Source organism: Actinomycetota bacterium (assembly GCA_035540895.1).
Taxonomy (GTDB): Bacteria; Actinomycetota; JAICYB01; order JAICYB01; family JAICYB01; genus DATLFR01.
Genome location: DATLFR010000143.1, coordinates 1 through 13,310, shown reverse-complemented (window position 1 = coordinate 13,310; position 13,310 = coordinate 1). Strand labels below are relative to the sequence as shown.

Sequence of the window (13,310 nt, the reverse complement as noted above, 5' to 3'; positions counted from 1 at the left end):
CCCCGAACCCGACCCGCAGCCCGCCAGCCAGCCGATGGCCCTCGCCGGCCTGTTCGGTTCGTTCCTGATGATCTCGGCCGCCGGCCTCATCTGGCGGCGCTACCTCAGCTGAGCCGACGCGCCATCCGTCCGAGCCACTCCTCGAGCGCGCGGATGGCGTCGGGGTCGCGCCTCAGCTGGTGCCCCGCCCCCGGTAGCAGCACGTGCTCGACGGGTCCGGACGCGGCGGCGGCGATCCTCTCCCCGTGCTCGGGAGGGACCACGTCGTCCCGGCCCCCGTGCAGCACGAGCAGTGGCCTTTCGCCGAGCTCGCGTGCGGCGTCCTCCGGGCGCGTCTCGAGGAGCTGCCGTGCCCATCCCACCGGGTCCGGTGGGTACCCGGGGGTCCGGAAGAGTCCGGTGGCCCGGACCCTGTCGATGAAGCCCGCTCCGCCGTCCTCCGCCGTGAGCGACTCGAGGTCGGCGGGTGCGGCCAGTGTGGCCACGGCACCCACCGACGGATCGCCGGCCGCTTCGATGAGAGCGGTGGCCCCGCCCAACGACGACCCGACGACGGCGACCGGAGCCGTGACCGCGGTCCGGACGGCGCGGACCACCGCAGCCAGGTCGTCCACCCATCCCGGCATGGAGAGATCTCCGCCCGACCCGTAGCATCCGCTGAAGGAGAACCGCGCGGCGGCGAAGCCCTGGGAGGCCAGGGCTCGAGCCAGGCCCGGGTATCCCGGGTCGTCCGGGTCGCGCGGCGAGCCGGACGGCAGGCCGTGGCAGAGGACGACGACCAGTCGTGCGGCGCCCTCCGGCACCACGAGCTCTGCTTCGAGCTCGACGGACCGATCGACGAGGAGAGGGCGCGCCGTCCAGGTCGTCACAGCTCCTCCAGATAGGACCCGATCCTGCGGACCCCCTCCACGAGGCGATCGGTCGAGGCTGCGTACGACAGTCGGATCCAGCCCTCGCCGCGCGGTCCGAAGTCGATCCCCGGTGTCACCGCCACGTGTCCGCGCAGCAGGAGGTCGTGCGCGAACGCCAGGGAGTCCTCGGTGAACCGTCTCATGTCGACGAACACGTAGAACGCGCCCGCGGGCGCGACGGGGACGTCCAGGCCTATCCGCGCGAGCTCGCGCAGCAGCACGGCCCTGCGCTCCTCGAAGGTGCGCCGCATCGACCCGGTCTCCTCGGTCGCTCCCAGGGCGGCCGGCGCGGCCAGCTGTCCGGCCTCGGGAGCCGAGATGTAGAGGTTCTGCTGCATCGCGCTCACCGCTCCCACGTGTGCCGTGGGCGCGACCAGGTATCCGACCCGCCATCCGGTCATCGCGTACCGCTTCGAGAACCCGCCGACCGCATACGCGTCGGAGCTGACCGCGAGGATCGACGCGGCGTCCTGTCCGTAGGTCAGGCCCTGATAGATCTCGTCGCAGATGACGCGCGGACCCGCATCAGCCAGCGACGCGAGCGCGTCCCTGGGAACGATCGCTCCCGTCGGGTTCGCGGGCGAGTTGACGACGATCGCGGCCGTCCTCGGAGAGACGCACTCGCACACCATCTCGGGATCGAGCACCCACCCCTGCTCTGGAACCACCGGGACGTACCGAGGAGTGACTCCGAGCGTCCGCAGGATGTTCGCGTAACAGGGGTAACCGGGATCCGCGAGCAGCACCTCGTCCCCCGGTTCGGTGGTGGCCGCGAAGGAGAGTAGAAGGGCGGCCGAGGAACCGGTGGTGATCAACACCCGGGCCGGGTCGATGTCCACGTCGTGTTCGATCGCGAGCGTCCTCGCGAGCTCGGCGCGAAGCTCGGGTAGTCCGGCCGAAGGGGTGTACCTGGTCCGACCTTCGCGCACCGCCGACATCCCCGCGCGCGTGGCCGCCGCTGGCGCTGGGAGGTCCGGCTCCCCCACCTCGAGGTGCACGATATCGAGCCCCTTGTCCTGCATCGCGCGTGCACGGTCCAGGAGCTCCATGACGAGGAACGGACGCACGGCCGCGCTGCGCGATGAGGGTTCCTGCATCGACGAATCATTACGCACGCAACTCACCCCTTGCGCAGTCAACAACAGCCGCCTACAATCACACGAACGTAATTACAAACATGCTGTTTCCTCACAAGGGGGCAGGGCCGTGTGGCGGATCAGGTATGACTGGCAGGAGAAGGCCGCCTGTCTCGACGCGGATCCGGATCTCTTCTTCCCGGAGCGCGGGAGCCCGGGTGACTCCGCGAAGCGCGTCTGCGTGAACTGTTCCGTGCGCCTCGAATGCCTCGAGTACGCGCTCGCGAACGGCGAACGGTACGGCATCTGGGGCGGACTCACCGAGCGCGAGCGGACGCGTCTACGCCGCCAGTCGAATCAACTCTTCGCGGCGATCGCTGAAGGAGAGGACATCCGCGATGTGCTCGGCCGCGTCGCCGCGGTGAGGATCGGACGACGGCACGCGCGCGCATCTTGATCCACTCGGACGATCGCGACGCAGTTGCGTGATCGAACATCGATCGAAGTGCCTTCCAACTTCTGTGATGTGTGGCTATCGTAGGCACGTGTTGGATCGATAGCGCAACGAAGCGTCAAAGGGGTCATCCGATCGTGGAAAGGAGGTGACCGGATGCCGACGAAGAAGGCAGCGAAGAAGCCCGCGAGGCGCACTGGTGCCAAGACGGCAGCCAAGCGGCCCGCCGCTAAGACTGGCGCGAAGAAGAGCGCCAAGAAGCCAGCGGCGAAGAAGACCAGCGCCAAGAAGACCGGCGCGAAGAAGACCAGCGCCAAGAAGACGACTGGCGCGAAGAAGACGACAGCGAAGAAGACCGGTGCCAAGAAGTCTGGTGCCAAGAAGACGACTGGCGCCAAGAAGACGACTGGTGCGAAGAAGTCTGGTGCCAAGAAGACGGGCGCCAAGAAGACGACTTCGAAGAAGCGTTAGGTCCCGGTCGGGACCCTGGATCAGCTCCCCCGCGGCGGTCGTCGCGGGGGAGTCTCTTTGCGCGGATACTCGTTCCATGGCTCCCCGACTGCGCAAGGCCGCGGACCTGTTGCTCGCACTCACGGGCCGACGCGACCCGGCTCTCGACGAGCGCGCAGCACGCGCGGCCATATCGGTCGACGGTGTGGTGTGCGTCGACCACATCGAGGTACGCGGACCGGCCGGACACAGGAAGGTGGGTGTCCGGGTACAGACGGAAGACGGGGCCGACCCCGATGACGTCGAACGCCGTGTGCGGAGGGCGCTCGAGGAAGGCACCGGCGCGACGCGGGTCCGCGTCGAGGTGCGGCAGGACGGATGACCGGAACCGCCGACCGGTTCGGCGCCGCGCGGGAGGCGCTGGCCGCAGCGCAGCGGGACGGCGAGGACCCGCTGGCGATCCTCGGCTCCCACAGCGCATCGGTCGACGCGATAGTGGAGGACCTGTTCGACGATGCCCTCCTGAGGACGGGGCGCCGCCCCCAGGGCGTCGTCCTGGTCGCTCTCGGGAGCTACGGACGGCGCGAACTCGCGCCGTACAGCGACCTGGACCTGATGCTCGTCCATCGGGGCTGGACCCCGCCCGACGTCGAGCGCCTGACACGCGAGCTCCTCTACCCCTTGTGGGACGCGGGTCGAGAGGTCGGCAACCGCGTCCGGACGCCACGGGAGACGGTGGCCATGCTAGACGAGCTCGAGGAGACCACCGCCGTCCTGGACATGCGCCTCCTAGCGGGTGACCGTTCCCTCTTCCTCGAACTCCGATCGACGATCGATCGGGCGGTGGCCCGGGCGCGGGCGCGGATCCTTCGGTCGTTGAGGACGGCGGACGCAGCTCGCCACGCGAGGCACGGGCACGCGGGGCACCTCCTCGAGCCGGACATCCGTGACTCACGCGGCGGACTGCGAGACGTCCAGTCCGTGCGCTGGATGGCGAAGGTGGTCGGCGTCGACCCGGCCGAACTGCTCGCCGCTGAGGACGCGGCGATCGTGGACCGGGCGCATCGATCGCTCCAGAGGGTCAGGATCCAGATGCACCTGCGGGCCCGCCGCAAGGTCGATGTCCTCTACCTCGACGACCAGGACGCCGTGGCCGGGGACCTGGGTCTCGGCCTCGGAGCGGACGCGGGCGACGCGCTCATGCGTGACCTCTACCGCGGCTCCCGAGCTCTCGCCTCCGTGGTCGAGGATGCGTGGCATCGAGCAGCACGCCCCCGGCGCGCGCTGACGAGGCGGCGGGAGCACGCTCTCGGCGATGGCTGCGTCCTGCGCGACGGACGGCTGCACGTGCTCGCCGCCCAATCGGTGGCGGACGACCCGGCCGGGTGGCTGCGCGCGTTCGAGCTCTCGTCGTCCCACCGCGTTCCGCTCTCCCGCGTATCGCTGGCCCGGCTGCGTTCGTCGCTCTCCGACGGGGAGCCCGTCTGGACCCCGGCCGCCCTCCACCGCTTCCTGCAGCTGCTGCATGGCGGTCGTCGATCGTCCGACGCGTTGGCGGCGATGGACGAGTCCGGTCTCCTCGCCGCCCTCCTGCCCGGGTGGGAGCACGTGCGGTGCCTCCCTCAGCGCAACCTGTACCACCGGCTGAGCGTGGACATGCACCTCTTGGAGACGGTCGCCCAGGTCGCAGACGAGCGGGAGGTCGCCGATCCCGAGCTGGCCGATGCCTGGTCGAGGATCGGCGATGCCACATCACTGGTGGTGGCGGCGCTCCTGCACGACATAGGGAAGGGTCGGGGCGGGGACCACTCCGTCCTCGGCTCGGAGCTCGCCGAGGAGGCCGGACGGCGGATGGGGCTCCCCGAGGAGATCGTGCAGGAGATCGCCTTCCTCGTGCGGGAGCACCTGGTGCTCGCGGAGACGGCCGTCCGCCGCAACCTAGAGGACGACGTCGTCGTCCGGGAGATGGCCTCGCGCGTCGGCGACGAGAGGCGCCTCGCCCTCCTCTATCTGCTGACCCGCGCCGACGCTCGTGCCACCGGTCCGGAGGCCTGGTCCCCCTTCCGGGCTTCGCTCGTGCGGGAGCTGTACTCCCGGGTGCTGTCCGTACTCGCGCAGGGACGGCCCCCGACCCCCGAGCCGCTCGGCGAGGGGTGGGCGGGCCCTCTCTCGGCGGATCCGGTCGCTCCGGGAGAGGTGCGCGTGGAGGTCCGCCCCGGGGACGTGGTGGACGAGCTCGCGGTGGTGGCCCGGGATCGTCCCGGGATGGTCGCCAGCGTGGCCGGGGCCCTGGCGCTCCGCGGCGTCGACGTGATGAGCGCGGACATCCGGACCCTCGACGACGGGGTCGCGCTCGAGCTGTACCGCGTGCGCAGCGCGCACGGACCGGTATCCGCGCAGCGGTGGGAGCGCGCCCGCTCGGACATCGTCCGCGCCCTGGACGGCGCCCTCGATCTCGATGCCGCGTTGCGCCAGAAGGCGAGCAGGACCAGGAGGCCCCCCCGGCCCCCGAGGCCGGTGCAGGTGTCGATAGAAGGATCGTCGGGGCAGGCGATCGTCGAGGTGCACTGCGCGGACTCGATCGGGCTCCTGTACCGGCTGGCCCACACCCTTCACGCAGCCGGCTGCGACATCCACTCCGCTCGCGTCGCCACGTACGGGACGGACGCGGTCGACGTCTTCTACGTGACGGGTCCGGTCTGGACCGAGGAGGAGCGACGGGCGCTCTCCGCGAAGCTCGGCGCCGCGGCCTCCGGTTGAGTCACCCGCGCCGGACCCACCGGGTGCCGCCGTCCGTGTCCATGAGGTCTACCCCTTCGGCGGCGAGCTCCTCTCGGATCCGGTCGGCCCGGGCGTAGTCCCGGGCGAGCCTCGCCCGATCCCGTTCCTCGATCAGCGCGATCACGCGGGAGCTCACCGCGTCGTCCTCGACCAGACGCAGCCCAAGGACGTTGTCCCAGGACCCGGCCAGCATCACCCGCGCGTCGGGCGCCACGTGATCGTCACCGACCATCTCGTGGAGCGCCGCCATCGCGGCCGGCACATCGAGGTCGTCGTCGATGGCTCGCATGAACCGGTCGTGGTGGGCCAGCGCCGCTCCTTCCGTCAGCGCATCCCTCACCCCGGCGTCCGTCGAAGGCGCGGGACCGGGGCGGCCGAGGGCGGCGATGCGCTCGCGCAGGCGGCGGAGCCCGGTCGCGGCGGCCTCCAACGCCGCCCTCGTGAAGTCGACCTGGCGTCGGTACCGCGCCGACCAGAAGAGCGCCCGCAGGGCGAGCGGGTCGAACCCATCCTCGAGCAGCTCACCCACGGTCACCACGTTGCGGGCCGACTTCGCCATCTTCGCCCCGTCCGCCAGCAGGTGGTCACCGTGGACCCACATCCGCACGACCTCGTGACCGGTGGCGGCGTCCGACTGCGCCCTCTCGTCGGTGTGGTGTGGGAAGACGTTGTCGATGCCGCCGGTGTGGATATCGAAGCGGGAGCCGAGAAGGTGGATGGACATCGCCGAGCACTCGATGTGCCAGCCGGGGAAGCCCGGCCCCCACGGCGAGTCGAACCGCACAGCGCGGTCCGGACCGGCCGACTTCCAGAGCAGGAAGTCCTGATGGTTCCGCTTCGCAGGGTCGACGTCCACGCGATGGCCGGCCCGCATGTCCTCGAGCGACTGTCCGGAGAGGGCGCCGTAACCGGGAAAGGTCGATACGTCGAAGTAGACGGACCCCCCCCGCTCGTAGGCGTGGCCGCGTTCGACCAGACGCGCGGTCATATCGACCATCTGCGGCACGTGATCGGATGCCGCCGGGTACTCGTCGAACCGGCCGATGCCAACCCGGTCGCAGTCGGTGAGGAACGCCTCGGTGTAGCGGCGGGCGATATCGGCCGCGGGCAGGCCCTCGTCCTCGACCGCCAGTTCCATCCGGTCCCGTCCGGAGTCGGTGAGCTCGTCGGTCATGTGGCCGACATCGGTGATGTTCATCACCGAGCGCACCTCGAGCCCGTGGTAGATGAGGACCCGGCGGATCAGGTCGGCCAGGGCGTAGGTCCGCATGTTGCCGACGTGCGCGTACCGGTAGACGGTGGGACCGCACGAGTACATGGAGATCCTCCCGGCCTCCAGCGTGACGACCGTCTCCACGGTCCGGGTCAGCGTGTTGGTCAGCCTCAGCACGGCTACATATTGACGGTACGGTTGGTTCATGGAGATCCTCGAGCTCTCGGCGGCCTACCGCGTCGCGCGGGACCACGCCGTAGCGATAGACGTCACCGGCCGGGGCCTGATCCGCCTCGACGGGGACCAGCGGGTGTGGTTCCTGCAGAACACCGTCACCGCCGACCTCGACGCGGTCGAGCAGGGCCGATGGACCTGGTCTTGCTTCCTCGACCCGAAGGGGAAGGTCCTCGCGCACTTCCGGACGGCGGTGGACGAGGAGCAGGTCTGGCTCGACGTCGACCCCCCGGCCACCGACGAGCTCGCCTCGTGGTTCACCAGGTACCGGTTCCGGACCCGCGTCGAGGTCGAGGACCGCACCGGGGCGTGCTTCGCGCTGGTGGGCCCGGGCGCGCCTCACCCGGCTCCTGGACACGTCACCAGCTCGAGCGGCGGCGTCGCGTTCGGCGACGAGGTGGGCGGGCTCCCGGTGACGATCCTTCACACCGGAACGGCGCCCGACCTCCCGCGGGCTCCCGTCGAGCTCTGGGAGGTCCTGCGGGTCGAGGCCGGGCTCCCCAGGTTCGCCGTCGACTACGGCCCGGACACCCTCCCCCAGGAGGCGGGGCTGACGAGCGAGCTCTCGGTGACGAAGGGTTGCTACGTCGGACAGGAGGTCGTCGCCCGTCTCCACTTCCGCGGACACGTGAACCGCGTGGTACGTCCGCTCGAGCTCGATGCGGTGGTCGAGCCTGGACGGTCCCTCCTGCACGACGGGCAGCGCGTCGGCCGGATCAGCTCGGTCGTGGTGTCACCGGACCGCGGTCCGATCGGCATGGGCATGGTCCGCGTGGAGGTGCCGCAGGGGTCGCGGGTGGAGGTGGAGGGCGGGGGGACGGCCGTCGTCGGGCCGGTCCCGCACGGGACGAAGACCCAGCGCACCGTCCCGCCAGCTCGGACCTGACGCTACGTATCCTCGCCGGTGCGCTCCTCGCGGGCGCGCTCGTGCGCCATGAGCCAGGCGAGCGAGTGAGACATGCCCGTCCGGTACGTGCTCGAGGGACGGCGGACGTCCCACTCGCGTGTCCTGGGTCTGCGGCGGGATCCGATGGGCGTCGGCCGCGCGTCGTCACAGAGAAGCTGGACCTCGACTCGCATCCCCTGTCCCCCTTGTCGCTCGACGAAGCCTTCGCCATCCCATCCCCACGTCCTCCGGGTTCCATGCGGACGGAGCGGACATAGGCCGTCCATCCTGTCCGATACGTCCGGGTTGCCACGGTTGCGCGCCGCCGGGCGAGGGCCGGACCACGGGGCTGCCATCCGACGGATCGGCGGGCCCCATCCCGTTCACACACCCGTAACGGACGGACATCTGCAGGAAAAGGTGGACCGGTACGTTTCGCCCTGTCGTCGAGCAGGAGGTCGGAACGATGCTGGGCAGGAGACGGGGGGCGCTGCTCGCCCCGCTCGTTGTTGGGTGGTTGGCGCTGGGCGCGACGCCCGCGGCAGCCGCTCAACAGGAGGCGATCGACAGCGGGGACACGGCGTGGATCCTCGTATCCGCGGCTCTCGTCATGTTCATGACCCCCGGGCTCGCCTTCTTCTACGGCGGCCTCGTGCGGTCCAAGAACGTGCTCGCGACGATCATGCACGCGTTCGTCGCGCTGGGTGTCGTCACGATCACCTGGACGGTGGTCGGGTACACCCTGGCGTTCGGACCCGATATCGCCGGGATCGTCGGCGGGCTCGACTTCTTCGGGTTCAAGGACGTGACCGGCGAGCCCAGCGACTACGCGCCGACGGTCCCCCATATCGCCTTCGCGATCTTCCAGATGATGTTCGCGATCATCACCCCCGCGCTCATCGCCGGCGCCTTCGCGGAGAGGATGAGGTTCTCGGCCTACGTCGCCTTCATCGCTGCATGGTCCATCCTCGTCTACGCGCCGGTCGCCCACTGGGTGTGGGGCGGCGGGTTCCTCGGGGCCGACGGGATCGGTGCGTTGGACTTCGCCGGCGGCACCGTCGTCCACATCAACGCCGGGGCCGCGGCGCTCGTCGCGGCGCTCATGGTGGGTCGGCGACGGGGGTGGCCGTCGGACGCGGGAGGGATGCTTCCCCACAACATCCCGTTCGTCGTGCTCGGAGCGTCGATGCTGTGGTTCGGGTGGTTCGGCTTCAACGGCGGCAGCGCGCTCGCATCGAACGGGGACGCGGCCGTGGCCTTCTCCGTCACCCACATCGCTACCGCTGCGGCCATCTTCGGGTGGATCCTGCCCGAGTGGCGCCAGCACGGTAAGCCCACCGCGGTCGGTGCGGCGACCGGGGCGGTCGCCGGTCTCGTGGCGGTGACGCCCGCGGCCGGGTTCATCCGCCCGTGGTCGGCGATCATCCTGGGCTTCGTCTCGGGGGCCGTCTGCTACTACGCGGTTCGCCTGAAGTGGCGCTGGCGGTACGACGACTCGCTCGACGTCGTCGGCGTTCACTTCGTCGGCGGCATCGTCGGTGCCCTGCTGACCGGGGTCTTCGCGACCGAGGATGGACTCGTGTACGGGGGAGGGGTGGCCCAGCTGGGACGGCAGGCCGCCGGTGTCGTCATCACGATCGTCTGGGCGGTCGTCGCCACCTTCGTCATCCTGAAGGTCATAGACATCGCCGTGGGACTGCGCGTGGACGAGGATGCGGAGACGACCGGGTTGGATCTCTCGCAGCACGGCGAGGGAGCCTACGTCGCGTAGAGAGGAGAGACCACCATGAAGCTCGTGACCGCGGTCGTGAAGCCGTTCAAGCTCGACGACGTCAAGGACGCCCTGAAGGGGGTCGGGGTGCAGGGGATGACCGTCACCGAGATCCGAGGGTTCGGCCGGCAACGCGGACATACGGAGGTGTACCGGGGAGCCGAGTACCAGGTCGATTTCGTCCCGAAGGTGAAGGTCGAGGTGCTCGTCTCCGACGACCTGGTGGACCGCGTCGTCGAGACGGTGCTGTCCAGCGCCTCGACCGGCAAGATCGGGGACGGCAAGGTGTGGGTGACCGCGGCGGAGGGCGTCTGGCGGATCCGGACCGGCGAGACCGGGGAGGATGCCCTCTAGTCGGCGGTAGGCGAGCCGGGCGCGCTCCCCGGCTCGGGCGTCGTCCGGCCGACCGACCGGGCGCGCCAGACCGCGGCCAGGACGACCACGACGGTGAGCAGCCCGATCGAGAGGGGGTCCGTGGGCCGGCCCCCTCGGCCGGCGTCGATCACGTGCGAGAAGAAGTGCAGCACGGAGCCGGCCGCGGTCCCGACGAGGGCGACGAGCGGTCCGTCGTTCCGCACGAGGGAGACGAGCAGGGTGGCGCCGAGCCCGAACTGGAATGCCCCGATGTCGCGGATGAGGTGCATGTTCGGTGGAGGGTACGAGGCGACCCTCTCGTAGAAGGTGGCGGGGCTCGCGAACGCCCAGATCCCGGACAGGGCGAGGAACGCTCCGATCGCGAGGATCACCGTCCGGACGGCGCGGTCGCGCTCCATCGAGCCGAGTGTATAGGGTGAGTCCGATGGACCGCTCCGAGATGCTCGCGCTGCTCTCCGCCAACACCCGTGGGGTGATGGCCACCACAGCCGCGGACGGGAGCCCGCACGTCGTTCCGATGCTCTACGCGCTGGACGGCGAGACGATCCTCTCGTCGGGCACCGAGGGCCGAGTCCGGACCCGCAACCTCGAACGCGACCCGCGTTGCACGGTCACCGTCTTCGACGAGGGCAACTGGTTCCGGTGGGTCACCGTGAAGGGCATGTGCGAGATCAGGCGCGCGAACCCGGTCGAGGAGAACGAGCGGCTCTACGCGATGATCACCGGGCACCCCCCGGAGGATCTGGCCGAGTACCGGGAGGCGATGGTCCGGGAGCAGCGGATCGTCTACGCGATCTCGATCGAGCGCTGGTACCCGTCGTCCTAGCCGGGCGACCTGACCTCGATCGTCTCCCGGCGCCGCGGCCGCCTGCTGCCGTTCGTGGGCGCCGGCTCGGCCTCGCCCAGCAGCTCGGCGATGGACTTCTCGATGCCCTCCGCGATCACGCCGACGTCTCCCATGGAGTCGTAGTCGGCGATCAGGCCGAAGCCCATCGAGCCGTTGTAGGACATCACGGCCACGCCGAGAGCCTGGTTCGCAGCCAGTGGCGCCATCGGGAACAGGTCGAGGAGCTCCCGTCCCACGCTGTATAGGGGGAACTGTGGCCCCGGGACGTTGGTGACGAGCAGGTTGAAGAAGCGCTGCGCCGCCTGCAGCCGGGCGGCCTGACCGAGGATGGTGGGCGGCGCGAACCCCGACAGCTGGGTGATGACGTCGGCCCCCACGACCTGCTTCGAGTCCTTCAGGTCCTGCATCTGCTGGGTGATGATGTTCAGCCTGCGTACGGGGTCCGGCTCGTAGACCGGCAGGGGGGCGATCATCGCGGAGACCCGGTTGCCGAGCGCCCCGCGTTCGTGATCGGCCCGGATCGAGACGGGCACCATCGCCTTCATCTCCAGACCCCGCACGTCGACGTTGCGGTGGATCAACCAGCGCCGGAGGGCCCCCGAGACGACACCGAGCACGACGTCGTTCACGGTCCCCCCCAGCGAGTTCTTGATGGTCTTGAAGTCCGCGAGCGACGCCCGGACGTACTCATAGCGGCGGTGGGGTCCTATCGGGACGTTCAGCGGCGTCGGGGGAGCTGGGTTGAGCCCCGCCCAAGCCAGGGCCCCCAGTCCGCCCAGCGCGTCGGCCACCTGCCGGACCACGCGCCGCGGAGCGCGCACGGTCGCGCGCAGCCCCCGCAGGATCTCGGCCGGCTCGGTCATCCGCTCGACGATCGCCTCGGCCAGCAGCTCGGCCGGCGCGGGCATGGGCCGGGGCGCCCACGCCGGGGGCTCCAGGTGCGGCGGCTCGGGCGTCGCATCCAGGAGCACGGCGGTGATGTCGGCCCCCGAGATGCCGTCGATCATGCAGTGATGGGTCTTCGCGATCATCGCGAACCGGTCTCCCGCGAGGCCGTCCACCAGCCAGATCTCCCAGAGGGGCTTGGAGCGGTCCAGCTGTTGGGACATCAGCCGTCCGGCCAGCTTCTTGAGCTGCTCCTCGGTCCCAGGAGAGGGGAGCGCGGTGTGGCGGACGTGGTACTCGAGGTTGAAGTGGGGGTCGTCCACCCAGACCGGACGACCTTGCCCGAACGGCACGAACGCGAGCTTCTGCCGGAACCGGGGGACGAGGTGCAGGCGGCTCCGGACCGAGTCCAGCGCCTCCTGGTAGTCGACGGCCCCGCCCTCGAAGATCGTCACGGAGGCCACGTGCATGTGCGTGTGGTTGTTCTCGAGGTGCAGGAACGTCGCGTCCTGCGGCGACAGCCGCTCGTATCCGCTCATGTCCCCTCCAGGCCCCGACATCTCGGTACCCAGGGTGACGCGATGTGGGTGTTCCATGCAACCGCTCGAGGCATATCCTGGGTCGATGACGGAGCGAGACGACCTGGACCTCCTGCGCAAGGCCGAGAGGGCGCTGTCGGAGATCGACCGGACGACGGGGCTCGAGGACCGGCATGCGGATGTCCTCGCCGCCCTGCGGATCCGCATCGAGGGGGCCCCGCGGCGATCGCTCGAGGATCTCATGGCGGCGGCGGGAGAGATCGAGGGGAAGCGCGCACGGGAGCTCGACGAGAAGCTCCAGGGATCGGGGTCGGCACCCAAGGGTGATATCGCCGACCTCCTGCGGTCGGAGCCCCCGAAGAAGGGGTCGCTTGACGACCTGCTGTGAGCGGGCCCGCCCACTGGCGGTGCTCTTCGCGGCCGCGGCGCTGCTGATGGGCGCGGCTCCCGCTGCCAGCGGCGACTCCTCCGTGTCGGCCCGGGACAACGCCTTCCAGCCGGCGCGGTCTGAGGTCCCAGCCGGGACGCGCATCGAGTGGCGCAACGACGGGCTGAACCCTCACACGGTCACGGCCCAGTCGGGTGCCCCGGCGTCCTTCGACTCCGGGACGATCGCGGCCCGAGGCACCTTCTCCTTCACGTTCGAGACGCCGGGCACCTACCACTTCTACTGCCGGTTCCACGGGTCGCCGTCGGCGCCTCCTCCCGACTGCGGGATGTGCGGGACGGTCGTCGTAACCGCGCGCGTGCCCGGCCGGACCGCGCCGCCGTCGAGCCGACCGGTCGCCTCCCCGCGCGCGGCGGCGGCACCCTCGCCCACGCGTTCGCCCACGCCGCCGCCGAGGGCCACACCCGAGACGACCCTCGCCCCACTCACGACCCCTGCCC

15 protein-coding genes are annotated in these 13,310 nt (G+C 70.3%); 10 read left to right on the top strand and 5 right to left on the bottom strand.

The window, feature by feature from the left end; all coding sequences use genetic code 11:
• Window positions 1-104: 104 nt before the first annotated feature.
• Window positions 105-869 (bottom strand): alpha/beta fold hydrolase, encoded by a 765-nt coding sequence (locus VM840_08145; protein ID HVL81546.1) that lies wholly within the window; start codon window positions 867-869, stop codon window positions 105-107.
• Window positions 866-2,008 (bottom strand): pyridoxal phosphate-dependent aminotransferase, encoded by a 1,143-nt coding sequence (locus VM840_08140; GenBank protein ID HVL81545.1) that lies wholly within the window; start codon window positions 2,006-2,008, stop codon window positions 866-868. Before VM840_08140 ends, VM840_08145 begins: the two co-directional genes overlap by 4 nt.
• Window positions 2,009-2,117: 109 nt before the next feature.
• Between VM840_08140 and VM840_08135 the strand changes: the two genes are divergently transcribed.
• From VM840_08135 to VM840_08120, 4 genes are all read left to right on the top strand, one after another.
• On the top strand, window positions 2,118-2,444 hold the full coding sequence (locus VM840_08135) for a WhiB family transcriptional regulator (GenBank protein ID HVL81544.1): 327 nt from the start codon (window positions 2,118-2,120) through the stop codon (window positions 2,442-2,444).
• Between the two features lie 153 nt (window positions 2,445-2,597).
• Window positions 2,598-2,912 (top strand): hypothetical protein, encoded by a 315-nt coding sequence (locus VM840_08130; protein HVL81543.1) that lies wholly within the window; start codon window positions 2,598-2,600, stop codon window positions 2,910-2,912.
• Window positions 2,913-2,988: 76 nt separating this feature from the next.
• Window positions 2,989-3,273 carry a hypothetical protein gene (locus tag VM840_08125; GenBank protein HVL81542.1) on the top strand — a complete coding sequence of 95 codons (285 nt, stop codon included), beginning with the start codon at window positions 2,989-2,991 and terminating at the stop codon, window positions 3,271-3,273.
• A complete protein-coding gene (locus VM840_08120) occupies window positions 3,270-5,651 on the top strand; it encodes an HD domain-containing protein (GenBank protein HVL81541.1) in 2,382 nt (793 codons plus the stop codon). The genes VM840_08125 and VM840_08120 overlap by 4 nt, the downstream gene beginning before the upstream one ends.
• A gap of 1 nt (window position 5,652) precedes the next feature.
• Here the strand turns inward: VM840_08120 and cysS are convergent, their stop codons facing one another.
• The gene (gene cysS / locus VM840_08115) at window positions 5,653-7,092 is read right to left on the bottom strand and encodes a cysteine--tRNA ligase (GenBank protein ID HVL81540.1); all 1,440 of its coding nucleotides are present in this window, start codon (window positions 7,090-7,092) and stop codon (window positions 5,653-5,655) included.
• On the opposite strand from cysS, the gene VM840_08110 reads away from it, so the two are divergent.
• The 3 genes from VM840_08110 (at window position 7,091) to VM840_08100 (ending at window position 10,130) form a co-directional block, all read left to right on the top strand.
• On the top strand, window positions 7,091-8,005 hold the full coding sequence (locus VM840_08110; GenBank protein HVL81539.1) for a glycine cleavage T C-terminal barrel domain-containing protein: 915 nt from the start codon (window positions 7,091-7,093) through the stop codon (window positions 8,003-8,005). The genes cysS and VM840_08110 overlap by 2 nt on opposite strands.
• A 562-nt stretch (window positions 8,006-8,567) precedes the next feature.
• Window positions 8,568-9,776 carry an ammonium transporter gene (locus VM840_08105; protein ID HVL81538.1) on the top strand — a complete coding sequence of 403 codons (1,209 nt, stop codon included), beginning with the start codon at window positions 8,568-8,570 and terminating at the stop codon, window positions 9,774-9,776.
• Window positions 9,777-9,791: 15 nt separating this feature from the next.
• Window positions 9,792-10,130, top strand: a complete 339-nt coding sequence (locus VM840_08100) for a P-II family nitrogen regulator (protein ID HVL81537.1) — start codon at window positions 9,792-9,794, stop codon at window positions 10,128-10,130.
• Here VM840_08100 and VM840_08095 read toward each other — a convergent pair.
• Window positions 10,127-10,549, bottom strand: coding sequence for a hypothetical protein (locus VM840_08095; protein ID HVL81536.1), 423 nt, complete (start codon window positions 10,547-10,549; stop codon window positions 10,127-10,129). The genes VM840_08100 and VM840_08095 overlap by 4 nt on opposite strands.
• Before the next feature lie 26 nt (window positions 10,550-10,575).
• On the opposite strand from VM840_08095, the gene VM840_08090 reads away from it, so the two are divergent.
• The gene (locus VM840_08090) at window positions 10,576-10,977 is read left to right on the top strand and encodes a PPOX class F420-dependent oxidoreductase (GenBank protein ID HVL81535.1); all 402 of its coding nucleotides are present in this window, start codon (window positions 10,576-10,578) and stop codon (window positions 10,975-10,977) included.
• Here VM840_08090 and VM840_08085 read toward each other — a convergent pair.
• A complete protein-coding gene (locus tag VM840_08085; protein HVL81534.1) occupies window positions 10,974-12,422 on the bottom strand; it encodes a wax ester/triacylglycerol synthase family O-acyltransferase in 1,449 nt (482 codons plus the stop codon). The two genes, VM840_08090 and VM840_08085, sit on opposite strands and share 4 nt — an antisense overlap.
• A gap of 85 nt (window positions 12,423-12,507) precedes the next feature.
• On the opposite strand from VM840_08085, the gene VM840_08080 reads away from it, so the two are divergent.
• Window positions 12,508-12,810, top strand: coding sequence for a hypothetical protein (locus VM840_08080; GenBank protein ID HVL81533.1), 303 nt, complete (start codon window positions 12,508-12,510; stop codon window positions 12,808-12,810).
• On the top strand, window positions 12,794-13,310 hold a 517-nt coding region (locus VM840_08075; GenBank protein HVL81532.1), incomplete at its 3' end, for a cupredoxin domain-containing protein. The genes VM840_08080 and VM840_08075, both read left to right, overlap by 17 nt.